General features: G+C 65.8%; 24 protein-coding genes and 1 tRNA gene. 11 read left to right on the top strand and 14 right to left on the bottom strand.

Going from position 1 to position 25,034, the window contains the following annotated elements; all coding sequences use genetic code 11:
* The first annotated feature begins 104 nt into the window (after positions 1 to 104).
* Positions 105 to 3,404, top strand: coding sequence for an autotransporter domain-containing protein (locus tag ER13_RS02780; protein WP_035306234.1), 3,300 nt, complete (start codon positions 105 to 107; stop codon positions 3,402 to 3,404).
* Positions 3,405 to 3,460: 56 nt separating this feature from the next.
* Here the strand turns inward: ER13_RS02780 and ER13_RS02775 are convergent.
* The 3 genes from ER13_RS02775 to lon all read right to left on the bottom strand — a co-directional run bounded on the left by ER13_RS02775 (position 3,461) and on the right by lon (position 6,365).
* Positions 3,461 to 3,537, bottom strand: a tRNA-Val gene (locus ER13_RS02775).
* A 46-nt stretch (positions 3,538 to 3,583) separates the two neighbouring features.
* The gene (locus ER13_RS02770; protein ID WP_008260193.1) at positions 3,584 to 3,859 is read right to left on the bottom strand and encodes an HU family DNA-binding protein; all 276 of its coding nucleotides are present in this window, start codon (positions 3,857 to 3,859) and stop codon (positions 3,584 to 3,586) included.
* A 109-nt stretch (positions 3,860 to 3,968) separates the two neighbouring features.
* A complete protein-coding gene (lon, locus tag ER13_RS02765) occupies positions 3,969 to 6,365 on the bottom strand; it encodes an endopeptidase La (protein WP_035306232.1) in 2,397 nt (798 codons plus the stop codon).
* Between the two features lie 987 nt (positions 6,366 to 7,352).
* Between lon and ER13_RS19165 the strand changes: the two genes are divergently transcribed.
* From ER13_RS19165 to ER13_RS02755, 3 genes are read left to right on the top strand one after another with little or no spacing between them, the layout of a single operon-like run.
* Positions 7,353 to 7,481 (top strand): hypothetical protein, encoded by a 129-nt coding sequence (locus tag ER13_RS19165; protein WP_255347080.1) that lies wholly within the window; start codon positions 7,353 to 7,355, stop codon positions 7,479 to 7,481.
* Entirely contained in the window at positions 7,478 to 7,687 is a 210-nt protein-coding gene (locus ER13_RS02760; protein ID WP_154725339.1) for a hypothetical protein, read from the top strand. Before ER13_RS19165 ends, ER13_RS02760 begins: the two co-directional genes overlap by 4 nt.
* Positions 7,684 to 7,875, top strand: a complete 192-nt coding sequence (locus tag ER13_RS02755) for a hypothetical protein (protein WP_035306228.1) — start codon at positions 7,684 to 7,686, stop codon at positions 7,873 to 7,875. Before ER13_RS02760 ends, ER13_RS02755 begins: the two co-directional genes overlap by 4 nt.
* Before the next feature lie 231 nt (positions 7,876 to 8,106).
* Here ER13_RS02755 and clpX read toward each other — a convergent pair whose 3' ends face one another.
* On the bottom strand, positions 8,107 to 9,375 hold the full coding sequence (clpX, locus tag ER13_RS02750; RefSeq protein WP_008260240.1) for an ATP-dependent Clp protease ATP-binding subunit ClpX: 1,269 nt from the start codon (positions 9,373 to 9,375) through the stop codon (positions 8,107 to 8,109).
* A gap of 194 nt (positions 9,376 to 9,569) precedes the next feature.
* Between clpX and ER13_RS02745 the strand changes: the two genes are divergently transcribed.
* Positions 9,570 to 10,241 carry an HAD-IB family hydrolase gene (locus tag ER13_RS02745; RefSeq protein ID WP_035306226.1) on the top strand — a complete coding sequence of 224 codons (672 nt, stop codon included), beginning with the start codon at positions 9,570 to 9,572 and terminating at the stop codon, positions 10,239 to 10,241.
* A gap of 3 nt (positions 10,242 to 10,244) precedes the next feature.
* On the opposite strand, the gene ER13_RS02740 is transcribed toward ER13_RS02745, so the two are convergent.
* The 3 genes from ER13_RS02740 to tig form a co-directional block, all read right to left on the bottom strand.
* Positions 10,245 to 10,565 (bottom strand): hypothetical protein, encoded by a 321-nt coding sequence (locus tag ER13_RS02740; protein WP_008260378.1) that lies wholly within the window; start codon positions 10,563 to 10,565, stop codon positions 10,245 to 10,247.
* Positions 10,566 to 10,637: 72 nt separating this feature from the next.
* A complete protein-coding gene (locus tag ER13_RS02735) occupies positions 10,638 to 11,285 on the bottom strand; it encodes an ATP-dependent Clp protease proteolytic subunit (protein ID WP_008264353.1) in 648 nt (215 codons plus the stop codon).
* A 163-nt stretch (positions 11,286 to 11,448) separates the two neighbouring features.
* Positions 11,449 to 12,792 carry a trigger factor gene (gene tig, locus ER13_RS02730; protein WP_035306224.1) on the bottom strand — a complete coding sequence of 448 codons (1,344 nt, stop codon included), beginning with the start codon at positions 12,790 to 12,792 and terminating at the stop codon, positions 11,449 to 11,451.
* A gap of 205 nt (positions 12,793 to 12,997) precedes the next feature.
* Here tig and ER13_RS02725 point away from each other — a divergent pair, with 205 nt between their 5' ends.
* A complete protein-coding gene (locus ER13_RS02725; protein WP_035306222.1) occupies positions 12,998 to 13,699 on the top strand; it encodes an MBL fold metallo-hydrolase in 702 nt (233 codons plus the stop codon).
* A 1-nt stretch (position 13,700) separates the two neighbouring features.
* On the opposite strand, the gene ER13_RS02720 is transcribed toward ER13_RS02725, so the two are convergent.
* Positions 13,701 to 13,994 (bottom strand): DUF883 C-terminal domain-containing protein, encoded by a 294-nt coding sequence (locus ER13_RS02720; RefSeq protein WP_231492454.1) that lies wholly within the window; start codon positions 13,992 to 13,994, stop codon positions 13,701 to 13,703.
* Between the two features lie 109 nt (positions 13,995 to 14,103).
* Between ER13_RS02720 and ER13_RS18575 the strand changes: the two genes are divergently transcribed.
* The 5 genes from ER13_RS18575 to ER13_RS17875 all read left to right on the top strand — a co-directional run bounded on the left by ER13_RS18575 (position 14,104) and on the right by ER13_RS17875 (position 16,074).
* Positions 14,104 to 14,268: a hypothetical protein gene (locus tag ER13_RS18575; RefSeq protein WP_197019705.1), complete on the top strand. Its 165-nt coding sequence runs from the start codon at positions 14,104 to 14,106 to the stop codon at positions 14,266 to 14,268.
* Between the two features lie 117 nt (positions 14,269 to 14,385).
* Entirely contained in the window at positions 14,386 to 14,604 is a 219-nt protein-coding gene (locus ER13_RS02715) for a general stress protein (protein ID WP_035306217.1), read from the top strand.
* A gap of 206 nt (positions 14,605 to 14,810) precedes the next feature.
* A complete protein-coding gene (locus tag ER13_RS02710; RefSeq protein ID WP_035306215.1) occupies positions 14,811 to 15,191 on the top strand; it encodes a hypothetical protein in 381 nt (126 codons plus the stop codon).
* A gap of 130 nt (positions 15,192 to 15,321) precedes the next feature.
* Positions 15,322 to 15,555 carry a hypothetical protein gene (locus ER13_RS18240; RefSeq protein WP_155988059.1) on the top strand — a complete coding sequence of 78 codons (234 nt, stop codon included), beginning with the start codon at positions 15,322 to 15,324 and terminating at the stop codon, positions 15,553 to 15,555.
* A 210-nt stretch (positions 15,556 to 15,765) separates the two neighbouring features.
* A complete protein-coding gene (locus ER13_RS17875) occupies positions 15,766 to 16,074 on the top strand; it encodes a hypothetical protein (protein WP_155988058.1) in 309 nt (102 codons plus the stop codon).
* A 696-nt stretch (positions 16,075 to 16,770) separates the two neighbouring features.
* Here ER13_RS17875 and egtB read toward each other — a convergent pair.
* From egtB to ER13_RS02680, 6 genes are all read right to left on the bottom strand, one after another.
* Positions 16,771 to 18,933 (bottom strand): ergothioneine biosynthesis protein EgtB, encoded by a 2,163-nt coding sequence (gene egtB, locus ER13_RS02705; RefSeq protein WP_035306213.1) that lies wholly within the window; start codon positions 18,931 to 18,933, stop codon positions 16,771 to 16,773.
* 117 nt (positions 18,934 to 19,050) lie between these two features.
* A complete protein-coding gene (locus tag ER13_RS02700; RefSeq protein WP_035306211.1) occupies positions 19,051 to 20,262 on the bottom strand; it encodes an acyl-CoA dehydrogenase family protein in 1,212 nt (403 codons plus the stop codon).
* Positions 20,263 to 20,366: 104 nt separating this feature from the next.
* Entirely contained in the window at positions 20,367 to 20,672 is a 306-nt protein-coding gene (locus tag ER13_RS02695) for an SCP2 sterol-binding domain-containing protein (RefSeq protein ID WP_035306210.1), read from the bottom strand.
* Positions 20,673 to 20,931: 259 nt separating this feature from the next.
* Positions 20,932 to 21,210 carry a SemiSWEET family sugar transporter gene (locus ER13_RS02690; RefSeq protein WP_008259199.1) on the bottom strand — a complete coding sequence of 93 codons (279 nt, stop codon included), beginning with the start codon at positions 21,208 to 21,210 and terminating at the stop codon, positions 20,932 to 20,934.
* A 32-nt stretch (positions 21,211 to 21,242) separates the two neighbouring features.
* Entirely contained in the window at positions 21,243 to 22,751 is a 1,509-nt protein-coding gene (locus tag ER13_RS02685) for an amidase (protein ID WP_081836101.1), read from the bottom strand.
* Positions 22,685 to 24,934, bottom strand: coding sequence for a S9 family peptidase (locus ER13_RS02680; protein WP_008262801.1), 2,250 nt, complete (start codon positions 24,932 to 24,934; stop codon positions 22,685 to 22,687). The genes ER13_RS02685 and ER13_RS02680 overlap by 67 nt, the downstream gene beginning before the upstream one ends.
* Between the last annotated feature and the right edge of the window lie 100 nt (positions 24,935 to 25,034).

Below are 25,034 nucleotides of genomic sequence, written 5' to 3'. Positions count from 1 at the left end.
CCTTGCATTCGCCTCAAATTCGATAAACTTGGGCACGGTTAGCGTCGATCCTGTAAAGGACCGTCTGCTTCGTGATCGCGTGACCATCAGGGGTTTTCTTCCGAATGCGTATTCTACTCGCGACCGCCGTAGCGATCGCCCCCTTGCTGGCTGTTACGGGCGTTCAGGCCGAGGTCGTCGTCTCGACAGCCCGCACCACGCCGATCCAGACGTCCAACGCCACCGGCACCGCGGCTGACAATGTCCGCATCGCCAGCGGCGGCTCGATCGCCGTCACCTCCGGCGCAGCGATGACGCTAGATTCGAACAATACGGTCGATATCGACAGCGGCGGCTCCATCACCATGGCCAAGGCGGCCGACGGCGCCACGGGCGTCCTAGTGAACGGCGGCAATACCGGCTCCGTCACAATGGGCGGAACGATCAACATCACGGACAGCCAGGAAACGGCGGACATCAAGGACACGGACGGCGACGGCGACCTTGACGGGCCGTTCGCCACCGGGACCGGCCGCTACGGCGTTCGGGTCACGGGCGCCTCGCCCTTCGTCGGCAATGTCCTGGTCGAATCCAGCGGCTCGATCTCCGTGGAAGGCAACAACTCCTACGGCCTCGCGGTCGAAGCGCCCCTGACCGGCAAGCTGCAGAGCCTCGGTACTGTGCGCGTCGTCGGCGACAACAGCGTCGGCATCCGCACGACCGGCCCGATCTCGGGCAATGTCGACCTTGCGGGCTCGGTGTCCGCGACCGGAGCCGGCGCCTCGGGCGTGTCGATCGAAGGGGACGTCGGCGGCGCCCTGAAAATCCATTCGGCCGTGACGACCACGGGCTACCGATACACCTCCCCGCCCCCCGTCCGCCCGACGACGGGCACCTACGACAACGCCTCGACCATATTCCTGGACGAACTGGACGCCGACGATCTGTTGCAGGGCGGTCCGGCTGTGCGCGTGGCCGCCAATGTGGCCGGCGGCGTCCTGCTGGATACGGGCCCGGCCTATTCCTCGGCCGGGATCGACGGCGACGACGACAAGGACGGCGTCAAGAACGGCGACGAGGATGACGACGGCGACGGCGTCAAGAACCGCGACGATGCGGATCGCGACGGCGACGGCGTGCCGGACGCCAGCGAAACGACCGCCTCCCTGACATCGGTAGGCGGCGCGCCCGCCCTGCTCATCGGCTCCGCGACCAATGCGGTGACCCTCGGCGCCGTAGGCGCCGGCGACGCCGCCTATGGCCTGATCAACCGCGGCTCCATCACCGGGACCGGCGTCTATTCCGGCGTCGAATCGCGCGCCCTGCAGCTGGGCGTGGCCGGCGGCCAGACCGTCACCGTCGCGGGCGGGGTGCGCAACGAAGGCGGAATCGCCTCCACGGCCGTGGACGCCAACGCCACCGCCATCTGGATCGGCTCCGGCGTCACCGCCCCGGCCATCTCGAACACGGGCAACATCCAGGCCGTCGCCTCCGGCAAACAGGCCCACACGGCCACGGGCGTGCTCATCGGCGCCGGCGCCAATGTCGGTTCGCTGACGAACACCGGCAATATCGTGGCCTCGTTCGGCGGAAACCACGGCGCCGCGACGGTCATCCGCGACCAGTCCGGCACCCTGACCCAATTGAGCAACGCCGGTTCCATCATCGGCTCGCTGTCGGCGGACTCCACCGACACTACGGCGATCGACGGCACGGTGACCGCCATCGACCTGACGGCCAACACCAGCGGCGTCACGGTTCGTCAGTACGGCATCCCGGCCGCCGCCGGCAGCACGGCGACCGATACGGACAAGGACGGGGTCCCTGACGCCAGCGAACCCGTCATCGTCGGCGCGGTGAAATTCGGTTCGGGGGCGGATGCCTTCAACGTCGAGAACGGCACGGTCATCGGCGACATGTCCTTCGGCGCCGGCGCCGACCGCCTGTCCATCAGCGGCGGCGCGGCGGTGAGCGGCGCTGTCACCGACAGCGACGGGGCTCTGGACATCAACGTCTCCAAGGGGACGCTGAACGCGACCCAGACGACCGCTACTTCCATTTCCAGCCTGAACGTCGGGGCCGAGGGCGTCCTGATCGTCGCCGTCGACCCTCAAGGCGATCGCGCCGGCGGATTCAACGTCAGCGGCGCCGCAACCCTGGCCACGGGCGCGCAACTGGGCGTCCGCTTCTCGTCCCTTCTGGAGTCGCCGGAGCGGTTCAGCGTGATCAAGGCCGGCGCCCTGAACGTCGGGGACATCAACCAGAGCCTGCTGACCGATAATTCCCCCTATCTTTACGTCGTTCAGGCGGGTGTCGATCAGGCCGCAGGGGAAGTCTACGTCGACGCCCGTCGCCGCACCGCCCAGGAGGCCGATCTGATCCCCGTCGAGGCCTCGGCCTTCGACGCCGTCTATGCCGCCCTGGGCAGCAATGAGACGATCCGGAACCTGTTCCTGAGCCAGACGACCCGGGACGGCTTCATCGACGCCTATGAGCAGATGCTGCCGGACCACTCGGGCGGGCCTCTGATGTCCCTGTCGGCCGGCGTCGACGCGGTGACCCGCGCCCTGACCGGCCGCAACGCCTCCGCCGCCCCCGGCGAGACCAGCGCCTGGGTGCAGGAGATCAACTTCTACGCCGACAAGGACAAGACCGATTCCTACGGCTTCCGCTCTGAAGGCTTCGGCGTCGCGGGCGGCGTCGAAAAGGGCACCGGCGCGGGCGCCTTCGGCCTGACCGCCGCCTTCACCTCGTCGGACATCAAGGACCCCGAGTCCGAGGCCGAGGAAGTTCTGTCGGCCAACCTGCTGGAGCTGGGCCTCTACTGGCGTGCGCAGGGCCAGTACTGGACCACCTGGGCGCGCGCGGCCGGCGGCTACGCCAGCTTCAACGCCGACCGGTCACTGGTCGCCAACGGCGTCTATCTGAACAACAAATCCGACTGGCACGGCTGGACTGCAGCCGCAGCCGGCGGCGCCTCCTACGAGCGCAACTACGGTCGCCTGAACGTCCGTCCCGAGGTGTACGCCGAGTACTTCCGCCTGTCGGAAGGCGCCCGCTCCGAATCGGGCGGCGGCAGCGGCTTCGATCTGGATATCGACTCGCGCGACAGCCACATCTTCTCGGCCGTTGCGGCGATGAACGTCGGCTACGGCTTCGGCAAGGACGGCTGGATCCGTCCGGAACTGCGCATCGGCTATCGCCAGAACCTGTCCGTCGACGCCGGCGAGACCATCGCCCGCTTCGCCAGCGGCGGCCCGGACTTCGTCCTGTCGCCGGACGGGGTCGAGGGCGGCGGCCTGATCCTGGGCTTCCGCATGAACCTGGGCAACGACCTGGGCATGCTGTCCCTGACGGGCGACGCGGAACTGCTTGAGGATTACGTCCGCTATTCGCTGCTGCTGCGGGCCAGCTTCCGGTTCTGACCGGGGCGATCGCCAAAAGACAAAGGCCGCCGGATCGCTCCGGCGGCCTTTTTGTTTGGTAGGCGGCGACGGGTTCGAACCGCCGACCCTCTCGGTGTAAACGAGATGCTCTGACCAGCTGAGCTAGCCGCCCAAGAAACCGAAGTGGAAACCGGAGCGGGGCTTATGCCCGTTGGGCTTCAACCGTTCAAGGCGCTTTTCAAGCCTTCGCCGGGGCGAAAGCGCGCGGTGCGGGAGGCGGGCCGGGCCACGGCCTGACCTGTCTGGGGGTTGCGGGCGACGCCGGCCTTGCGATCGACAGGGGTGAAACTGCCGAAGCCGATCAGCTTGACGTCCCGACCCTGGGTCAGGGCTTCCACCACGCCGTCGGTGAAGGCTTCGAGCGCCGTCTTGGCCTGATCGCGGCTGATGTTCGCGGCCGTCGCCATACGGCCGATAAGTTCGGCTTTCGTCATGTCATCCTCCCAAGCGAACCAGTAAAGGGCGGATCGGCGGTTGCGTCAAAAGCGAAAACGCCGCCGACAGGCGTGTCGGCGGCGTTTCGTCTGCGACCTAGGTCGCGGTTCAGTGACTGACGGTCGCTGCAGCGCCGTCAAGCGGAGGCACGGGCGCGGGCAGAGGATCCGTCGCCTCATCCCATTCGACCGGTGTCAGGGGACCGGTCAGGGCCCAGTGCAGGGCCTCGTCCGCCGTGGAGATCGGCACGATTTCGAGCGCCGATTTGACGTTGTCCGGCACGTCCGCCAGGTCCTTCTCGTTCTCCTGCGGGATCAGCACCGTCTTGACGCCGGACCGCAGGGCCGCGAGCAGCTTCTCCTTCAGACCGCCGATGGCGGTGACCCGGCCGCGCAGGGTGATCTCGCCGGTCATGGCGATGTCCTTGCGGATCGGGATGCCGGTCAGGACCGAGACCATGGCCACGGTCATGGCGGCGCCGGCGGACGGGCCGTCCTTGGGCGTCGCGCCGTCCGGCACATGGACGTGGATGTCGGTCTTCTCGAACACCGGCGGCTTGACGCCGAAGGCCAGGGCCCGCGACCGCACATAGGAGGCCGCCGCCGAAATCGACTCCTTCATCACGTCCTTCAGGTTGCCGGTCACGGTCATGCGGCCGCGGCCCGGCATCTTGATGGCCTCGATGGTCAGGATGTCGCCGCCGAACTCGGTCCAGGCCAGACCGGTGACGATGCCGACCTGATCCTCCTCGTCCGTCTCGCCATAGCGGAACTTCCGGACGCCGGCGTATTCAGCCAGCTTCTCGGCGTCCACCGTGATCGACGTGACCTTGGTCTTGGCCATCTCGCGCACGGCCTTGCGAGCCAGGCCGCCCAGGGCGCGTTCCAGCGACCGCACCCCGGCCTCGCGGGTGTAGTAACGGATCAGGTCGCGGATCGTGTCTTCCGGCACGATCAGTTCGTCGGCCTTCAGCCCATGGTCCGTCAGCTGTTTGGGCAGGACGTGACGCTTGGCGATCTCGACCTTTTCGTCCTCGGTGTAGCCCGAAACCCGGATGATCTCCATCCGGTCCATCAGCGGCTGCGGCATGTTCAGGCTGTTCGCGGTCGTCACGAACATGACCTGGGACAGGTCGTAGTCCACCTCCAGATAGTGGTCGCCGAAGGTCGAGTTCTGGGCCGGGTCCAGCACCTCGAGCAGGGCCGAGGACGGGTCGCCGCGCCAGTCGGACCCCAGTTTGTCGATCTCGTCCAGCAGGACGAAGGCGTTGGTGGTCTTGGCCTTCTTCATCGACTGGATGATCTTGCCGGGCATGGAGCCGATATAGGTCCGGCGGTGGCCGCGGATCTCGCTTTCGTCGCGCACGCCGCCCAGCGACATGCGGACATATTCACGCCCGGTCGCCTTGGCGATGGACTTGGCCAGCGAGGTCTTGCCGACGCCGGGAGGGCCGACGAGGCACAGGATCGGCCCCTTCAGGCTGCCGGTGCGGGCCTGGACCGCCAGATATTCGATGATCCGTTCCTTGACCTTCTCCAGGCCGAAGTGGTCCTCCTCTAGGATCTCCTCCGCCTTGACCAGATCGATCGGCTTCTGCTTGGCCTTGCCCCACGGCACGGACAGCAGCCAGTCGAGATAGTTCCGGACCACGGTCGATTCCGCCGACATCGGCGACATGTTGCGCAGCTTCTTGACCTCGGCCTCGGCCTTGGTGCGAGCTTCCTTGGACAGGCGCGTCTTACGGATGCGCTTCTCCAGGTCCATGATCTCGTCGCGCGCGTCGTCGGTCTCGCCCAGCTCGCGCTGGATCGCCTTCATCTGCTCGTTCAGATAATATTCGCGCTGGGTCTTCTCCATCTGGCGCTTCACGCGCGAGCGGATCTTCTTCTCGACCTGCAGGACCGAGATTTCACCCTCCATCAGGCCATAGACCTTCTCCAGCCGCTTGGGCACGTCGAAGGTTTCCAGCAGGCCCTGTTTGTCGATGATCTTGACCGACAGGTGGGCGGCCACCGAGTCCGCCAGCTTGGAGGCGTCGGTGATCTGGGGGATGGAGCTGAGGGCCTCGGGCGGGACCTTCTTGTTCAGCTTCACATAGTTTTCGAACTGTTCGACCACGGCGCGCAGCATGGCCTCGGTCTGGGAGGCGTCGCCCGGCTCGTCCTCGATCTCGACGGCCTCGGCCTCGAAATAGTCCTCGCGGTCGGTGAAGCGGGTCAGGCGCGCCCGGCCCTTGCCCTCGACCAGAACCTTGACGGTGCCGTCGGGCAGTTTCAGCAGCTGCAGCACGCTGGCCAGCACGCCGATCGGATAGATGGCGTCGGGCGACGGATCGTCGTCGACGCTGTTCTTCTGGGTCGCCAGAAGGATCTGCTTTTCGCCCTTCATGATCTCGTCGAGGGCCTTCACCGATTTCTCGCGGCCGACGAAGAGCGGCACGACCATATGCGGGAAGACGACGATGTCTCTCAGCGGCAGGACGGGCAGGATCTTTGTTTCAGTCATGATGCGTACTCCTGGGCCATTGATGATCTCCGGCCCGCCGCCACGGTCGCCCGGACAAGAGGTCCGACCAGCGCATGACAGCCCGTCGATTCCGACGGCGTTCGGATGAGTATGTGGTTTGAAAGAGCCGTGGTTCAAGCGTGGCTGGCGAACGGCCCACACCTGCGTGGTTTGGACGCCGCACGCACATGCGGAATTGGCCTTGTCCTCGCCGTTCTCACGGCGAAGTTCGGGGAGGGCGTGGGACGCCGGGTCTGCACCCGGTGTTTTGGATTTTAAGTACCGTTTCGGCGCAGTCGTCGTCCCACGCGGTCGTTTTCCACACGCGCTCCGGCTGGCGGCCCTATTCTTCGAGCCTTGCCGGATCGGCGGGCCGCCTTGCGACGGCTTCGCCGGGGCGGACATGCCGACAAGGATCGACAGCGGCCCGCTTTCCTAGGCGTGCGGCGAGCAGGAGGCGGCATCCATCGCCGCCCCTAAGGACCCCGGCGGTCTCCTCCCCACCGGCTTCATCGCTCGACCACAGCCCCGCCGCCGTCAGGGCGCTGGATCCGACGCCCTCCCCATCGGCGGGGATGAGAGGATGATACGGGCGCCGGCGGGTATGGCGGGGAAGTTGGGGTGAGAATCTTTTAGGGCGTTGAAATCGTTCGATTCAGACCAGCGTCATTGTGACAGTTGGCCTAGGTTGTCGATCATCACTTTCGTCATTCCGGGCGGAGGGCCGCTTGGCCCGCAGACCCGGAACCCAGCGGCGCGCGAGAGCGCGAACCTGTCGCGGATTAGGTCGTCCGGCATTGTGCGGCGGATGGATTTCGCCTTTGGCGCCGCTGGGTTCCGGGTCTCCGCTGCGCTTCGCCCGGAATGACGAAAGAGGGAGGGCGGCGAGGTGAATGTAGCGCTTTACGTCCGCATTACGCCGGCCCGCGCTTTCGACATGGCGGCTTTACGGGGTTTGGGCGTCTTCTGGTCGGCGAAGGAGAGACCATGAGCCGTTCACATCTACTGGTGGAGTCGCTGAAACGATCCGCCGACAAACCGTCCACACTGAAGATGGCCTGGACCGTCATCGGCGCTCTGTTCGGTGCGCCGATTCACCGGGGGCCGTCGCGATGATGCAGGGCCATCTGGAAGGCGGGGCCGCCGAGCCGGTCCCGCCGCGACGATACAGGGTCGTGGCACGCGCGGCCGGATGGGCCGTCGCGGTCAACGGCGTGGCGACCCGTCCCCTGCCTGATCGGGCCGCAGCCGAACGGCTTGCGGCGCGGCTGCAGGCCGAGGCCGATCGGTTGAACCGCGACCAGCACAGGCGGGCGCAATGATCGCCGCCCCTCCCCCTTCGCCGCCCGCTGTCGAAACCTTGACGATCCAGCCCGCGAACGGCCGCTGGCTTGTCACCTCGAGCGACGGTTTGTTCGAGGGCGTCTTCACCGACGCCAAGAGCGCCGTTCAGTGCGCCCGGGCCGAGGCGGAAGCCCATCCCGGTCATATGCTGGTGCTGGGCGGCTGATCAGATCTTCCCCCGCTTGCGGGGGAAGTGTCGCGTCGTGGCGCGAAGCGACACGCGTGACGATGGGGGAAGTCTTCTTCCAGCAAGCCAGCCTCCCCTCTCCGACCCTGGTCCGCTGCGCGGACGCCGGGCCACCTCTCCCGCAAGCGGGAGAGGGTCTGAGCGGAGACAGAAAAAGGGCCGGAGCGTTGTCGCTCCGGCCCTTCATTTCAGTGCGAAGGCGATGCCCGATCAGGCGGCGCCGTCGGCCTTCTTCTTGGAGGCTTCGGAATAGATCAGCAGGGGCTGGGCCTTGCCGTCGATGACCTCGGCGTTGACCACCACTTCCTCGACGCCTTCGAAGGTCGGCAGTTCGAACATGGTTTCCAGCAGAATGCCCTCCAGGATCGAACGCAGGCCCCGCGCGCCGGTCTTGCGGGTGATGGCCTTCTTGGCGACGGCGATCAGGGCGTCGTCGGTGAAGGTCAGTTCGACATTCTCCATCTCGAACAGGCGCTTGTACTGTTTGACCAGGGCGTTCTTGGGCTCGGTCAGGATGGTGACCAGGGCCGTTTCGTCCAGGTCTTCCAGGGTCGCCAGAACGGGCAGACGGCCGATGAACTCGGGGATCAGACCGAACCGCATCAGGTCGTCGGGCTCGACGCCCTTGAGGATGTCGCCGGTGCGACGCTCGTCGATTTCCTTGACCTGGGCGCCGAAGCCGATCGAGGCCCCTGCCCCGCGCGCCGAGATCACCTTCTCCAGCCCGGCGAAGGCGCCGCCGACGATGAAGAGGATGTTGGCGGTGTCGACCTGCAGGAACTCCTGCTGCGGATGCTTGCGGCCGCCTTGCGGAGGCACGGAGGCGACGGTGCCTTCCATGATCTTCAGCAGGGCCTGCTGCACGCCCTCGCCCGAGACGTCACGGGTGATGGAGGGGTTGTCCGACTTGCGGCTGATCTTGTCGATTTCATCGATATAGACGATGCCGCGCTGGGCCCGTTCGACATTGTAGTCGGAGGCCTGAAGCAGCTTCAGGATGATGTTCTCGACGTCTTCGCCCACATAGCCGGCTTCGGTCAGGGTGGTGGCGTCGGCCATGGTGAAGGGCACGTCGATGATGCGCGCCAGGGTCTGGGCCAGCAGCGTCTTGCCCGACCCGGTCGGGCCGATCAGCATGATGTTCGACTTGGCCAGTTCGACGTCGTTGTTCTTCGTCGCGTGGTTCAGACGCTTGTAGTGATTGTGGACCGCGACCGAGAGGACCTTCTTGGCGTGCGACTGGCCGATGACGTAGTCATCCAGGACGTCGCGGATCTCCTTCGGCGTGGGGACGCCGTCGGTGGTCTTCTTGAACCCGATCTTGTGCTCTTCACGGATGATGTCCATGCACAGTTCGACGCATTCATCGCAGATGAATACGGTCGGGCCCGCAATCAGTTTGCGGACCTCGTGCTGGCTCTTTCCGCAGAACGAGCAGTACAGGGTGCTTTTGGCGTCAGAGCCGGCTGCTTTGGTCATAGACCCTTATCTCACTCCCGCGGAGCGGACCGAAATGGCCCGAAACGCGCTTCCTCCACGTTGATTCCAGCACTCTGGACGCAAAGGTCTTCAAAAAATGACAATCACCCATCCCACGTTCAACGACAACCCCGAAGGCGGCAGGGGAATGTTGCAAGGCGGGGATGGATCAGTGTCGGTGGGGATCAAGGCGAATGTCTGACATGGGGAGCTTGCAGGATTTGCGCCAGTCCCGGACGAAGTCGGGAGACGCGCCGGACCGGGGCGCGGCGCCCATCGTGGCCTTTGATTTCGACGGCACCCTGACTATTCGCGACAGTTTCACCGAATTCCTGCGCTGGCGGGCCGGTCCGGGCGGCTGGGCCCTGGGCCTGGTCAAGCTGGCGCCCGCCCTGGCCGTCTATGCGCGGGACCGGGATCGGGGTCGGATCAAGGCCGCTTCGGTGAAGGAATTCCTGGCCGGCGAGACGAAGACGGCCCTGGAGGCCGAGGCGACGCAATTCGCAGACACCGTCTGGGATCGCTTCATACGGCCCGACGCGCTGAAGGTCTGGAACGAGTGGGGCGAACGCGGCGCCCATCGCGTGATTGTGACCGCCTCGCCCGAGACCACGGTGGCGCCCTTTGCACTCAGACTGGGCGCCGAGGCCTTGCTGGGCACCCCGCTGGTGTTCGATTCGGAACAGAGGGTGACGGGCGCCTTTGCTGGGCCGAATTGTCGCGGGCTGGAAAAGGTGCGGCGTCTGAAGGCCGCCTATGGCGAGGACATGGTGCTGACCGCCGCCTATGGCGACACCTCGGGCGACCGCGAGATGCTGGCCATGGCGCAGCAGCCCGGATTCAGGGTGTTCCGCCAGAAGCCGTGACAGTCAGGCGCCGTCCGCGTCAACATCAAACACGACCGCCTTGCCGCGCGAGGTCGGGTCCCATCCCGCCTCAATGGCCGAGGCGACGGCGTTGCGGACCGCATCGACATTGACGCGCTGCTTCTCGACGTCGGGCCGGCCGTTGGGGCGCAAGGGCGGCGGAAACTGCACGATGGCTTCGCGCTTGAAATCGACGTGGCGCAAAGACACGGCCATGCCCTCCCAGACGTTGCCGCCCTTGGGTTGAGGCTGGCGACGGATTTCCCAAACATAGGTCTCGCCGTCGACCTCGACCGTGCCGCTGGGATCTCGTGTGAACTGCATGACGGTTCCGATAGCACAAAATGAAAAGGGCGCGCCGCGACGGCGCGCCCTTTCGCCATATCATCCGGCGGTTTAGTGGCCGGGCGTCTTGACGCCGTCGGCGTCGGCCTGTTCGCGCTTGTCGTAGACGTGGTCGACGATGCCCCAGGCCTTGGCCTCTTCGGCCGACATGAAGTGGTCGCGGTCCAGGGTCTTTTCGACTTCTTCGTAGGTCCGGCCGGTGTGGTGGACGTAGATCTCGTTCAGACGCTTCTTGGTGTAGCGGATGTCGGCGGCGTGCAGCTCGATGTCCGAGGCCTGGCCGCGGAAGCCGCCCGAGGGCTGGTGCACCATGATGCGGGCGTTCGGCAGGGCGATGCGCTGGCCCGCGGCGCCGGCCGTCAGGATCAGCGAGCCGGCCGAGGCCGCCATGCCCATGACCACGGTCGAGACCGGGCTCTTGATATATTGCATGGTGTCGTAGATCGCGAGCGCCGAGGACACCTGTCCGCCGGGGCTGTTGATGTACATGGAGATCTCCTTCTTGGGGTTCTCCGATTCCAGGAACAGCAGCTGGGCGCAGATCAGCGAGGCCATCGTGTCCTCGAAGGGCCCCGTCAGGAAGATGATCCGCTCGCGCAGCAGGCGCGAGAAGATGTCGAAGGAGCGCTCGCCCCGGCTGGACTGCTCGACCACCATGGGGACGAGGTTCATGTTCATCAGTTCGATCGGATCGCGCATATGGCCTTCTCGATAATGCGGGGGGACGGGCGAATCAGTGATCGCACGCCTTGTTAGTCTGCATATCGCGTCATGAAGACCTCCTTACAAGGCCGGCCCTGGACACGAAAAAAGCGGAGGCCTTGCGGCCCCCGCCTTTTGGAACATCAAACTCGGGGAGCGATCAGCCCTCTTCGTCTTCCTTCAGAAGCTCTTCCTTGGTGATCGGCTTGTCGGTGACTTCGGCCAGGCCGACGATCAGGTCGACGACCTTTTCCTCGTAGATCGGGGCGCGCATCTGGGCGGCGGCGTTGGGGTTCTGGCGGTAGAAGTTCAGGACGGCCTGTTCCTGGCCCGGATAGTTGCGCGCTTCCTGCAGCAGGGCGGCGTTCAGTTCCTGGTCGGTGACCTGGACGTTGTTGGCGCGGCCGATCTCGGCCAGGACCAGACCCAGGCGCACGCGGCGCTCGGCGATCTTGCGGTATTCGGCCTTCAGGTCTTCGTCGGACTTGGCGGCGTCTTCTTCCGGCAGGCGGCCGGCGGCCTTGTCGGCCTCGACCTGCTGCCAGATGCCGTCGAACTCGGCCTCGACCATCTTCGGCGGCAGCGGGAAGTCATGGGCCGTGTCCAGCTGGTCCAGCAGGGCGCGCTTCAGCTTGAAGCGGGCGGCGCCGGCGTATTGCTGGTTCAGGTTCTGGCCCAGCAGTTCCTTCAGCTTGTCCAGCGACTCCAGACCGATGCGCTTGGCGAAGTCCTCGTCGACCTTGGCTTCGACCTCGGCCTTGATGGCCTTCACCTTGACGTCGAAGGTGGCCAGTTTGCCGGCCAGGTGGGCGGCCTGATAGTTTTCCGGGAAGGTGACTTCGATGGTCTTTTCCTCACCGACCTTGGCGCCGGTCAGTTGTTCTTCGAAGCCGGGGATGAAACGGCCCGAGCCGATCACCAGGTCCGCGTCCTCGGCGGCGCCGCCGTCGAAGGGCTCGCCGTCCAGCTTGCCCAGGAAGTCGATGGTCAGTTGGTCGCCTTCGGCGGCCTTGACGGTCTTGCCCTTCTTGTCCTCGTAGGACTTGGCCTGGCCGGCCAGCTCCGTCAGGGCTTCGTCCAGATCGGCGTCCGAGGCTTCATAGGTCGGGCGTTCCAGCTTCAGGGTCTTGGGATCGACCGGGGTGAAGTCCGGCATGATCTCCAGGGCCATCTCATAGGCCAGGTCTTCCTGACCGGCCATGACCTTGTCCATGTCGGAGGTCAGCTTCATCTCGGCCGGGGCGGCCGGACGGATCTTGGCTTCTTCCAGCGCCTTCTGGCTGGTTTCGTTCAGCTCGGCGTTGATGATCTCGCCCATGAACTCGCGGCCGAAGGTCTTCTTGACGTGGGCGACCGGCACCTTGCCCGGACGGAAGCCCTTCAGCTTCACCTGCGGGGCGACTTCCTTGACGCGGGCTTCGAGCTTCTCGTTCAGCTCCGCGACGGGAATGGTGACCGCGAACACGCGGCTGAGGCCTTCGTTCGACTTTTCGACGACTTGCATGGTCGGGATTTCTGACGCTCTGGGGCGCATGGACCGTCGAGACGGCCGGCGCGGAATGGATAAAGCAAGAAGGCCGCCCCGCCCCAGTTCGTGGGAGGGAGCGGCGCCTCGAAGCCCGCCCTTATGTCGAGAAGGGCTCCAAAGGTCAACGTGAGCGTGGCCTCGGACGGTGGTTTCACGCCGCATCGGGGGTTATGTTGGCCGAATGAGCCAGCCCGCCTCCCCCATCGGCGTCTTCGTCACGCCCGTCACCCCGCTTCAGCAGAACTGCACCACCGTCTGGTGCACCGCGACCAATAAGGCGGCGGTGATCGATCCGGGCGGTTCGGTGGATGCAGTTCTGGGCGAGGTGGCGCGACGGGGGCTGACCCTGGACCAGATCTGGATCACCCACGGCCACCTGGATCACGCCGGCGGCGCGGCCGAAATGCAGGAGAAGAGCGGGGTCCAGATCACCGGGCCGCAGAAGGCCGATCAGTTCTGGATCGACCGGATCGTGGAAAGCGGCCGGATGTACGGCCTGCCCGATGCTCGGCCCTTCACCCCCGACCGCTGGCTGGAGGACGGCGACACGGTCAGCCTGGGCGAGACGACCTGGGAGGTGCGGCATTGCCCCGGCCATACGCCGGGCCATGTGATCTTCTTCAATCGCGCGGCGCGATTCGCCCAGGTCGGCGACGTGCTGTTCAAGGGGTCGGTGGGCCGCACCGACTTCCCGATGAGCGATCCGCCCGCCCTGATCCGCGCCGTGGTCGAGAAGCTGTGGCCGCTGGGCGACGACGTGACCTTCGTGCCGGGGCACGGGCCGATCTCGACCTTCGGCGAGGAGCGACGGACCAATCCCTTCGTGTCGGATGCGGCGCTGCAAAGGGCGCCGATCCAGCGGGAACCGGTGGGGCCGGCCTAGATCAGCGGCGCAGAAGCATGCCGATGATGACGCCGACGCCCAGGGCGTAGAGGGTGGTCTTCATCGGCTGGTCGCGGATGCCGTCACGGGCGGTTTCGACCCGGCCGACAACCTTGCTGCGGATCAGTTCGGCGTCGTCGCGCAGGGCCTGACGCAGGGACGTCGTGTCTTCAAAGCTGCGGCGCTCGCCTTCGGCCAGGATGGCGTCGGCCTGACGGTCGAGGCGCTGGGTCAAGGTGTCGTCTTCCCGGCCGCTGTCGTCGGGCGCTGCGGGGGTGCTGGGGGTCTGGGTCATGGGGCTCTCCGGGGTTCGGCCACTGAACCGGCGCGCCCCGATCCAGTTCCAACCCCGCCGTGAACATTGCGGGTCGCGTGGCGTTCTTTCAGCGTCAAAGGAGAAGACCATGACCTATGTCGAACCCACGCCCCCCGGAACGCCGCAACCCGAGATCCAGCCGGACCCGACGCCCCAGCCCGAAATCGATCCGTCCGACACGCCCGACGAAATGCCGCCGATGGAGCCCGGCGGCGGCGGCGAAGGCGATTCCCGCCCCTACGGAGCCGATTGAAGTCAAACCACAAAGACGTTCAGAGGCGGGACAGTAAAACGAAGTTCCGCACGGAACCGTCACCGAGTCACAGGGTTCACTTCGGCAAGCGCAACCGCAGCACTGAAAGGAACACCGATGGACAGCCAACCCACGCGACCCTCCGGCGTTTCCAAGCGAGGCTTCGCCTCGATGGATCCGGAACGGCAGCGCGAGATCGCGCGCAAAGGGGGCGCCAGCGTCCCCAGCGAAAAGAGAAGCTTCTCTCAAGACCGCAGTCTGGCGGCCCAGGCCGGACGCAAGGGCGGCGAGGCCTCGCATGGCCCGAAGAAGGACGCTTCGAACGAAGCCGAGTGATACGGCTTCAGTGAAATTCTGCAGGGCGGCGCGTCAAAGATGCGCCGCCCTTTTTCTGGTCCCCGTCATCCTCGGACAAGCCAGGAAAGACGAGGACACCGACACCGGCAAAGGGCCGGACGGCGCCGTCGCCGAAAGCGGACGTGGTGATCGTCTGTTTGGGGTGGGAAGGCGACATCGCCATCGTGCGAGATTAGGTTTCGAACATGCCGACACCCCCCGCCAATATCGCTCGCCTGATCGCCGGTGAGTTGTCATTCCTAACCGACCAGAAAGTAAAGCAAGCCGTTCTTGATGGGCTTGTCGATCCGGGCCCGATCACCCTCGATTGGGACTACGGCCCTCCCGGGCAGCAGTTTGATGGGTGGATCGTGTTCGACCACGAGACGGAGTCGGATACTCTGATTGTCTACTGCGAGCATGGTTTCGGCCCCATGTCGCCGTGGGGCTTGGTATTTGCCACGCCACGTGAAGGGATACGGTCGATGGGAATGGACAGCGGGTGGTTTCGATCATTCATGGACGCGTTTTGGGACTCTCACGCCGCCACGCCCCTTACGCAAAGCGGACCTTCCGAAAGTCGCTAACGGGTCGATTTCGGTCCTGGTCTTCGAAGCCGAAACCGGACGTTGGCCTCCAGGCCGGAATGCGGTCGCGGTCGACGTCTGTTCGGGGTGGGAAGCAGACATCAGGCAGCGCGTGAGCTAAGCTTGAGGGATGACAACAACTCTTTTCGATGAAGACGGCGTTGTGCTCATAAAGCGCGATGATCGCTATTACGTCCGATATGACGCAGGGACTCATATGGTGCTGCTGCGTGAAGACGAAGTCACATCAGAGGACGCGAAACGCTTGATGCGGGGCGACCCTTACGCCACCGAGGTTCTGTTCGATTTGCAGCGTCGTTTGCTGGCGGCGGGTGAAGACCCCTATGTGTCGAACATCGCTTGAGTGGCCGCAAGGGGTCGATTTCAGTCCTGGGCTTGACCGCCGAAAGCGGACGTTCGTCTCGAGGCCGGCAAGCACTCGCGGCCGACGGCCGCTGGGGATCGAAAGCGTACGCTTCCTATCTGCCCACTGGCCCGGATAAACAGTGGCATGGAAGAAGATTCAAGTTGCCCTCGCGGCCATATGGCAGATCACCCGCAGAATGACTGGGGGATGGTTCGCTACGATCCACGCTTCGACGTCTACTGGACGCCGGCAGGCGGAGCCAAGCAGCAGTTGTTCTTTTGTCCTTGGTGCGGCGAACGGCTTCCGCCATCTCAACGTGATCGCTGGTTTGATGAGTTGGAAGCTCTAGGGATTGATCCAAACATCGACCCCATTCCCAGTGAATACCAAAGTGGCGCATGGCGAGGTGCCATCGATAAAGCCGGCACTCCGAGACAAGGGGGCGCCATTGAAGGAAGATATATCGATTTCTTCGACATTCCTCCCGACGAGGATGAGGAGCCAATGCCTGATTAGGGTCGAATTGCGAAGTTGGCATCCTGCCAAGAACCGGACATTGGGCTGATCGCCCCGAAGCTGACGTTCCGAATTGCCGTTTAGGGTGGCTATCGGTCGTAGCCCGCACCGACAGTGAAGCCGTCTGGCATCAATCCCAGTCGCTCACATTGCTCTGCGTGAAGAGCCTCTAAACGCAGTCTGGCCTTCGACCGACGACGCCAGTCACCCTTTGCAGTCAGGAAGGGCATCGCAACTGCTCGTCCCTCAACATCTGTTGGGTCCAGGTCGGTGGAGATAAAAAGTCGCGGCTGTTCCCCGGGATATAAGAGAAGCCCGCACACTGTCGTTCGGCCTGCACTGAAGCGAAGCCCGGCCACCCGAGCTTCAGGGTATGCGTAGGCCAGATGGGACACCCTCTGCTGAATATACGAAGTGATGTCGTCCTCGGAATTCGCTGATCTCGGCGAAACAGCGGTGTCCTTCTGTTCGGGGTCTGAACACCCGACTGCGCACGCGAGCAATCCACACAAGAACAACGCTTTTACGTTCATGACCAAACATCGCCCGAAGTCTGAATGTCCGCAATGGGTCGCAAACCGAAATAGACCCGCCGTCAGAAAGCCGACCTTCAGATCGCGATTGCAGGAAACTGTCGTCCTGGGTCAACGCTCGCCCGAGGTGACGGGTGTGGGGGCGTTACGCCCCCACAGGGTCTCAACCTCGCAACAAGGCCAGGGCCACGCTGGGTTCGGGCGAAACCTCGAAACCGGCCATGGACCAGCCGGACTCCTTGGCCAGTGCGGCGACCGAATCCCGCGTGAACTTGCGCGAGCTTTCGGTGTGGATGGTCTCGCCGGCCATGAAGCTGAAGGCGCTGTCGCCGACGCGGGCGGCGGTTTGGCGCGCGGCCTGGAGGTGCATCTCCATTCTGGACTGATCCGGGTTCCAGACGGCGCGGTGGGCGAAGGCGTCGAGGTCGAAATCGGCGTCGAGGTCGGCGTTGGCGCGGGCCAGGAGGTTCAGGTTGAAGGCGGCGGTGACGCCCCGACTGTCGTCGTAGGCGGCGACCAGGATGGCGGGATCCTTGACCAGATCGACGCCGAGAATGAACAGCGCCCCCTCCCCCAGCATCCGCCGGGCCGAGGCGAGGAACCGCACCGCCTCGTCCGGCTCCAGATTGCCTATGGTCGAGCCGGGGAAGAAACCGATGCGCCGTCCGTGCGGCAAATCGTCCGGCAGGGGCGACAGGTGTTCGAAATCGCCCAGCAGCGGCTGCACCCGCAGACCGGGATAGTCGGCGCGAATGCGGGTGGCCGCATCCAGCAGGGCCGACTCGCTGATGTCCAGCGGCACATAGGCGCCGAGGTCGGGCGCGGCGTCCAGCAGGAGACGGGTCTTCTCGCTGGCGCCCGATCCGAACTCAACCAGGACGGCGTCGGGGCCGAAGTCGGCGGTCAGGGCGGCGGCGCGGTCACGCAACAGGGCCGTCTCCTGACGGGTCGGATAATATTCCGGCAGGGCGGTGATGTCCTCGAACAGGCGCGAGCCCTCGGCGTCGTAGAACCATTTGGGCGGCACGGCCTTCTGGCCGCGCGACAGGCCCTGGACCAGGTCACGCCGGAAGGCGGCGGTCTGGGTGTCGTCCTCGGGGGAAACCTTGCGCTCGCGCGGAGCGTCTTCGGCCAGTCTCAGACCCATGAAGGCCCACCTCTGTTGGGGGTAGAAGAAGTTGCGATAGGTGATGCGGGCGTGGCCGGGGGGCGTCGCGAAGGCGCCGCCGCGCAGCACCATCTGATTGGCCATGAACTTGCCATTGTACTCGGCCGCCGTGCCCGGCGTCGGCTGGAAGCCGGGGTATGGGGCGTAGGCGCTGGACGTCCACTGCCAGACCTCGCCCGACAGGTTGGACAAGGCGTCGGGGGCCGTGGTCGCGGCGTGCTCCCATTCCGCCTCGGACGGCAGGCGTTTGCCGGCCCAGCGGGCGTAGGCGTCGGCCTCGTAGAAGCTGACATGACGCACCGGGGCGGCCGGGTCGACGGGAACGCGGCCGGTCAGGCTCATGACCGTCCAGTCGTCGCCGTCGCGGCGCCAGTAGAGGGGCGCGGTCCAGACCTCGGCCTTGACTGTCGCCCAGCCGTCGGACAGCCACAGCTCGGGTCGGGCGTAGCCGCCGTCGGCGATGAAACCCAGCCAGTCGCCGTTGGTCACGAGATCGGCGGCCAGAGCGAAGGGCTCCAGCCAGACCCGGTGCGAGGGCCCCTCGTTGTCGAAGGCGAAGCCGGGGCCGTCGTGACCGATTGAGACCAGGCCGCCGTCGAAGGCGACGACGCCGCCGCGCGGGGCCTCCAGCGGCGCCTGACGCGGCTCGACCCCATAGGCGGCCGGGTCCAGCGGCGAGCGGGACATCAGGTTCAGCAGGTCCATCAGGAACAGCTCCTGATGCTGCTGGTCGTGGTGCAGGCCCAGCTCGAACAGATAGAGTTGCTGACCGCCGGACGGACCCGAGGCCAGCCAGGCGGCCATGCGGCGATCGATCTCGCGCCGATAGGCCAGGACCTCGTCCACCGAGGGGCGGGTCATCAGGCCGCGCTGGGGCCGGGGCACCCGTTCGCCCAGGGCCTCGTAGTAGGAGTTGAACAACTGTTGGAAGCGCGGATCGACCGGCTGGTAGCCCGGATCGGCCGACAGGATCATCGCCTCGAAGAACCAGCTGGTGTGGGCCAGGTGCCATTTGCCGGGACTGCAATCCGGCATGGACTGGGCCGACAGGTCCTCGGGCGAAAGGCCGTCGGCCAGGGCGGGCATGGCGGCCCGGGTCTCCCTGAAACGCGCCACATCCGACGCCGCCCGCGTATCGGGCTCGAAGCGAGCATTCATGTCAGCCGTTCCGTCCCGCCTCAGCCCCGAAGCCCCGGCGGGCGTCGCGTCGTCCAAGCAGAACGAACGTCACGCCTCAGCCGGAGTTCCCCTGATCTAGGAAGCGTAACGGTGAATTCAACGCACCGGCTTGCCGCCGTGTTTGGCGTATTCCAGCCGGGCGATGCTGCGGTTGTGAACCTCGTCCGGGCCGTCGGCGATCCGCAGGGTGCGCACCGTCGCATAGAGTTCGGCCAGGGGCGTGTCGCCCGAGACGCCGGCGCCGCCGAAGGCCTGGATGGCGTCGTCGATGACCTGAAGCGCCATGCGGGGGGCGGCGACCTTGATCTGGGCGATTTCGGAGCGGGCGTTCTTGGCCCCCGCCTCGTCCATCATCCAGGCGGCCTTCAGCACCAGCAGGCGGCACATCTCGATATTGGTGCGGGCGTCGGCGACCCGCTGCTCCCAGACTGAATGTTCGGCCAGCTGTTTCCTGAAGGCGGTGCGGTTCAAGAGGCGCTTCACCATCAGCTCCAGCGCCCGCTCGGCCGCGCCGATCACGCGCATGCAGTGGTGGATACGGCCGGGGCCGAGGCGGCCTTGCGCGATCTCGAACCCCCGGCCCTCGCCGGCGATCAGGTTCGAGGCGGGGACGCGGACGTTCTCCAGCACCACCTCGGCGTGGCCGATGGGGCGTTCGTCATAGCCGAAGACCGACAGCATCCGCTCGACGCGGAAGCCGGGCGTGTCCACGGGGACGATGATCTGGGACTGCTGGGCGTGGGTGGCGGCGTCGGGGTCGGTCTTGCCCATGACGATGGTCACCGCGACGTTCGGGTGGGCCATATTGGTCGACCACCATTTGCGGCCGTTGATGACATAGTGGTCGCCGTCGCGCTCGATCCGGGTCTGGATATTGGTGGCGTCGGACGAGGCGACCTCGGGCTCGGTCATCAGGAAGGCCGAGCGGATCTCGCCCGCCATCAGCGGTTTCAGCCAGCGGTCCTGCTGGGCCGCGTCGCCGTACATGTGCAGGACTTCCATATTGCCGGTGTCGGGGGCGTTGCAGTTGAACACCTCCGACGACCACAGATGGGCGCCCATCATCTCGGCCAGAGGCGCGTAGTCGAGGTTGGTCAGGCCGGCGCCATGCTCGCCCGGCAGGAACATGTTCCACAGGCCCGCCTCGCGCGCGGCGGCCTTCATCGCCTCCATGGCCGGGGGCTGGCGATTCGGGTTCTCGCGCACCTGGGCGAAATATTCGGCCTCGCGCGGGATGACCTGTTCATCGAGGAAACGGCGCACGCGGGCGTGCCAGTCCAGGGCGCGGTCGGAATGTCTGAAGTCCATGTCGTTTCCTCGTTTTTCGTTCGCGTCTCTGACGGGCGCTGAAGACGAAAACGGCGCGGCCCCGAGGGGAGCCGCGCCGCAATCAACTGTTGCTCAGCCTGCCATCAGCGCTTCAGCAGCGGGGCCAGTTTCTGGGCGATCATCATGTCGCCGGCGATCTTCAGCTTGCCCTGCATGAAGGCCATCATCGGATCCAGCTTGCCTTCCGACAGGGCCATGAAGTCATCCCATTTCATCGAGATGGTGGCGTCGGCGGGCTTGTCTTCGTTGGTGACGGTGTTCGGCGCCGAGGCGCCGTCGATGAAGATCTTGCCCTCGTCGCCGAGGTCGAGCTTCACGGTCTTGCCGAGGCCGGAGTTGTCGCCGACGGCGCCGCGGATGTGTTCTGTGACTTGTGCGAGATCAGGCATTGGAGGCGTCTCCCTTGGACGTTGGAACACATGCCGTAACCCGCATCGCGCAGGGCGCCAAGATCACGTCGGGTAAAGCTGTCGTCACTTGTCGTCGGACGAGCGCGAATACAGACCGGCCAGGGCCAGCGCGGCCATGAAGAAGACGAAGGCCGCGACGATAGCGGCGACGAATGGAACTGCGTCCTGGGGCATGCGAAATCTCCTCCGCCCACGATTGCGCCGTCAGACAGGGTTCGCCTTGATCCGGATCAAACCGTCACGCTTCGGGATCGCCGTTCCGGAAGCGCCATTTCATCGCCAGGACCCCCGAAGCCATGACCAGGGCGCATGAGTTGGCGATGGTCACCGGCCAGGCCTGGGTCATGACGCCGTAGACGACCCACAGGGCGAAACAGGTCACGGTCAGGGAATAGGTCTTCAGACTGACCGACGAGGCGTCGCGTTCCTTCCAGATCTTGATCGCCTGGGGCGCGAAACTGGTCACGGAGCAGACCGCTGCGGCCGAGCCGACGATATTGGCGATCAGGTCGCTCATGCCGCATTCCCAGCGGCCGCGACCGCCCGATGTCAGGGCCGGGATACAGGCGGCGGCCGCCGCGCCTGCGTCGCCTGTTCGAAGGCGTAACCAAGGGAAAGGATGCGCGCGTCATCCCATTTTCCACCGATAAAGCTGAGACCTACGGGCATATTCTGATCAAACCCCATCGGCACGGTCAGGTGGGGATAGCCGGCGACGGCGGCCAGACGGCTGGCGGCGCCCTGCATGTCGTCGTCGTCCTTGGGGTCATTGGTCCAGGCGCGCGAGGTGGTGGGGGCGACCAGGGCGGACAGGCTGTGCGCCCGCATCAGCCGGTCGATCCCTTCCTCCCCCGCCAGTCGCAGCGAGGTGGCGCGGGCCTGGATATAGGCGGGGTCGTCCAGCCCGCCCATGGCCTGGGCCTGTTCGAAGACGTCCTGGCCGAACAGCACGGTCTCGCGCGGCTCGGCGGCGTTGAAGGCGATGACCTGGGCCAGGGTGCGTGTCCTGACCTGGGTCGGGTCGGTCGAGGCCAGATAGGCGTTCAGATCGTGCTTCAGTTCGTACAGCAGCACCTTGAACTCAGCCTCGCCCAGGGTGCGGCCGTCAGGCCCCTCCGGCAGATCGACCAGGACGGCGCCGGCGTCGCGCATAGCTTGGAGGTTCTGTTCGAACACCGCCTGGGTCTCGGGCGAATAGCCCTTGAGGAAACGCATCACGCCGATGCGCGCGCCGCGCAGCGACCCGGCGTCGAGGGCGGCGACATAGTCGGTCCTGCGGACGTCGGCCTCGGCGGTGGCGGCGTCGGCAGGGTCCGAACCGGCGATGACGGTCAGCACCCGCGCGGCGTCGCGAACGGTCGCCGCCATGGGGCCGGCGGTGTCCTGGGAATGGCTGATCGGCACGATGTGGGTGCGCGAGACCAGGCCGACCGTGGGCTTGAACCCGACGATCCCGTTGACCGAGGCCGGACAGGTGATCGAACCGTCCGTCTCTGTGCCTATGGCCGCCGGCGTCAGGCCCAGGGCCACCGCCGCGCCGCTGCCGGACGAGGAGCCGCAGGGGGTGCGGGCGAGATCATAGGGGTTCAGGGTCTGGCCGCCGACCGCGCTCCAGCCGCTGATCGAGTCCGACGAGCGGATATTGGCCCATTCCGACAGATTGGTCTTGCCGACGATGACCGCGCCACCGGCGCGCAGACGGGCGACCAGGGGCGCGTCGCGGCCCGGCGCATTGTTCGCCAGAGCCAGAGACCCGGCCGTGGTCGGCATGTCCGTCGTCTCGATATTGTCCTTCAGCAGGATCGGCATTCCGGACACGGCGGACACGCCGCGGCCGGTCGGCGAAGAGTCACTCCAGCGCAGGACGGCGTGGGCGCTGTCGTTCAGGCGGCCGGCCACAACCACCGCTGCGGCGGACGGATATTCCCCGGCCTGACCGCCCGCCCCGGCCGCGCATCCCGCCAGGGACAGCGCGACCGCAGCCGCGAGGATCAGTCGGCGGCCGGTTCCGCCCGCTTGCCGATCATGCGGTCCAGGAAGTCGAGATAGGTGCGCCATTGCTGAAGTTGCCTCGGTTCGCCGCGGACGCCGTGTCTCTGGCCGGGATAGAGCATCATCTCGAACGGCGTGCTCTTGGCCTGAAGGGCGTCGATCACGCGGGTGGCGTTGCCGAATATGACATTGTCGTCGGCCATGCCGTGGAGGATCAGCAGCCGGCCGGTCAGGTCGTCGAGGCGCGGCAGGACGTCGGTGGCGGCGTAGCCTTCGGGGTTGTCCTGCGGCGTGGACATGTAGCGTTCGGTATAATGGGTGTCGTAGAGGCTCCATTCCGTCGGCGCCGCGCCGGCCAGGGCGGCCGCCAGGTCCGCATTCTTGTCGGTCAGGGTCAGCAGGCTGAGGAAGCCGCCGAAGCTCCAGCCCATGACCGCGATATGGTCAGGATCGACATAGGGCAGCGTCTTCAACCATTTGGCGGCCAAGGCCTGATCCTCGACCGCAGGAAGACCCAGGCGGCGATAGAGGCTGGTTTCGAAGGCCTGGGACCGGTCGCCCTCGCCGCGGTTATCGACGCGGAAGACGATATAGCCGGCCTCGGTCAGCAGTTGGTTGGTCAGGGGCTGCCAGCTCTTCTGCACGCCCGCGCCGGTGCCGGGGCCGCCATAGACCTGCATCACCACCGGATATTTCTTCGACGGATCGAAGTCCGGCGGGGTGGTCATGCGCCAGACCAGGGTTTCGCCGTGGCTCTGGATCGTGCCGAACTCGGGCGTGCGCAGCCGCGAGACATAGGGGGCGAAGGCGTGGTCAGCGTCGAGCCTGTTCTCCTCGATCCAGCGCACGCGCGTGCCGTCGATCCGGTACAGGGCCGACTGGGGCGGGGTCTTCGGATCGGAATAGTTGCCGACATAGGCCGTCGCCGGCCCGTTGACCGACACGTTCCACCAGCCGCCGGCCGGGGTCACCGCCACCGGATCGACGGTGCGGTTCAGGCTGGCGCGGAACATCTGCTGTTCGATCGGCAGTTCCTTGCCGTCGCGCATCGAGGCGGTGAAATAGACCTCGCCGGTCTGTTCGTTGACGCCGTCCAGATGTTTGACCGGATAGTCGCCCCGCGTGATGGCGCGTAGCTGACGGCCGTTACGGTCGTACAGATACAGGTGGCGCCAGCCGCTGTCCTCGTTCGACCAGATGAAACGGCCGTCCGCCAGGACATGGAAGTCGTTGTTCAGATCGACCCAGGCCTGGGCCTTCTGGCTGAGGATCACGCGAGAGGCGCCGGTGGCCGGATCGACGCTGAGCAGATCCAGCGTCTTCTGGTCGCGCGACTGGCGCTGGACGTACAGGGTCTTGCCGTCGTCGGCCCAGTCGACCCGCGCCAGATAGATGTCGGTGTTGGACCCCAGGTCCACCTTGACCCGTGCGCCGGTCTGCTGATCCCGGACATAGAGTTCGACCAGGGCGTTGGGGCGGCCGGCGCGGGGATAGCGCTGCTCGACCATGGTGGCGCCGGCGCCGGTGATCTCGAAGCGCGGCACGATGTCCACCGGGCTTTCGTCCACACGGGTCAGGGCGATGTAGCGTTCATCGGGGCTCCACCAATAGCCGGTGTCGCGGTCCATCTCTTCTTGGGCGATGAACTCGGCCGTGGCCCAGGCGATCAAGCCTGCGCCGTCGTCGGTGATCGGGGTCTCCTGGCCGGTCGCCAGATCATAGATGACCAGGTTCTGGTCGCGGACCCAGGAGACATAATTGCCCTTGGGCGAGACCTTGGCGTCGATCTCGTCGGCGGCGGTCTCGGTCAGGCGGCGCACCTTGCCGTCGGCGCGGCTGGCCAGGAAGATGTCGCCTTCCAGCGGCGCCAGGATGTAGCGGCCCTGCTGGTCCCAGGAATAGTCGACCACGCCACGGGCGCTGATCCGCATCCGCTCGCGCCGGGCCTTTTCTGCCTCGGACAGTTCGCCGGCGTCGGGGACCAGGGCGCGGGCGTCGATCAGCTTGTATGGTTCGCCCTCGCCGGTCGGGGCGGCCCACAGGTCCTGGACGTCCACATTGTCCTCGCGAGAGCGCAGGAAGGCCACCAGCTGGCCGTCGGGCGACAGGCTGACCCCCTTGGCCACCGGGCCGTTCAGGCTGGGGCTGGAGAAGACCCGCTCGGGCGTCAGGATATTGGAGGGCGACTCCTGGGCGACCGCTGAACCGGCCGAGAGGAGGATGGTCGAGGCGAGAAGAATTGTGCGCATGGTCGGCGACGCTAGCGGCGCTTCTGCAAGCCGTCACGAGGAAAAGTCGCCGTTGGGACGATGGCTTTTCCTTCCCTGCGAGCGGGTCTCAGATTAGAGA

It is taken from the genome of Brevundimonas sp. EAKA (assembly GCF_000698025.1).
GTDB lineage: Bacteria > Pseudomonadota > Alphaproteobacteria > Caulobacterales > Caulobacteraceae > Brevundimonas > Brevundimonas mediterranea_A.
The sequence above is the reverse complement of the archived record's forward strand: the minus strand, read 5'-3'. Positions and strand labels throughout refer to the sequence as shown.